2 protein-coding genes are annotated in these 1,143 nt (G+C 69.6%); one reads left to right on the forward strand and one right to left on the reverse strand.

Annotated elements, in window-relative coordinates:
• Window positions 1-203: 203 nt before the first annotated feature.
• Entirely contained in the window at window positions 204-620 is a 417-nt protein-coding gene (locus E2651_RS43315; RefSeq protein WP_135336740.1) for a tetratricopeptide repeat protein, read from the forward strand.
• Here E2651_RS43315 and E2651_RS43320 read toward each other — a convergent pair.
• A complete protein-coding gene (locus E2651_RS43320) occupies window positions 617-877 on the reverse strand; it encodes a DUF6343 family protein (protein WP_135336741.1) in 261 nt (86 codons plus the stop codon). The two genes, E2651_RS43315 and E2651_RS43320, sit on opposite strands and share 4 nt — an antisense overlap.
• Window positions 878-1,143 lie beyond the last annotated feature (266 nt).

The raw sequence follows: 1,143 nt of genomic DNA on the forward strand, positions 1-1,143 counted from the left end.
CGAGGCAAACACCTCACCAACGAACCCCGCCAAGTCACGGCGAAGCCCCTCCACTTCACCCGGCCTCATACCGACACCATGCCCCTGAACAGGCAAGATCGGCACACCTAACGAAGCACTACTAGGGGTCCGGCGGTTGAAGCGGTGGAATAGGCGTCGGCGTGGGGGGCGTTGACACAGTGGATCGAGGGAAGGAGTCACGCGTGCCCGAAATCACCCCGGAGACCCATGTCATCGACTTCCGCGCGGCGGAGCAGCTCCTTGCCGCGCGCGATCCCCGAGGCGCGGTGAAGCTGCTCGACACGGTCATCGCGGCCCACCCCGAGAACACGGCGGCCCGGTTGCTGAGAGCCCGAGCCTTCTTCGCCGCCGCCCAACTGCGCGCTGCCGAGCTGGAGTTCAGCATCGTCCTGGAGCGTGAGCCGGACAACGCGTTCGCCCACTTCGCGCTCGCCCGCACCTATGAGCGCGCCGCTAGGCCGGACCAGGCCAGACGGCACTTCCGCCTCGCCGCGGCGCTGGACCCGCAGCCGGAGTATCTGGCGGCGGCCCGCTTCGACGGCGGCGGGAACGGCGGCGGGAACAGCTCCGGGAACAGCGGCGGGAACAGCGGCGGCTAGCCGGTTCTCGGCGGCTCGTACGGCGGGATGTCGCGGCCCGGCTGGTAGTGCGGTCCCTGGTGGATACGGTGCACGACCACCGCCATGTCGACGGTGACGACCAGCCACAGCACGCCGCACGCCGCCGCCCACTGCGGGCGCCCCGCGAGTGCGAAGGCGACGATGCCGAAGGTCGCCCAGACCAGGCCCCATACGCTGAACCAGAAGCGCATCCGCAGGGGACTGCGCGCGGTCATCGGTTCACTGCCTGTGCGCATCATGAGAGGTCATCTCCGCCCTCTCTCCCTCTCCACCCTCACTCCACCTTCTCCATCTGCTTCTCCACCCTCCAGGATCCACCCGTGGGTGGTGGTCCGGAAGGGCCGGAGGCCGCAAGATCGTAGATGTGCCGCCGACGCCGTCGCGTCGCCGGCGTCGCCGAACGGGGGTAAGGCTGTGCTGGACGTACTGAGGGACCGGGCGAGGGCGGACGAGGGCCTCGCGTCGTGGCTGAAGGATCTCGAGGGCGCGGACGCGCCGGGGG

Source organism: Streptomyces sp. MZ04 (genome assembly GCF_004684775.1).
Taxonomy (GTDB): Bacteria; Actinomycetota; Actinomycetes; order Streptomycetales; family Streptomycetaceae; genus Streptomyces.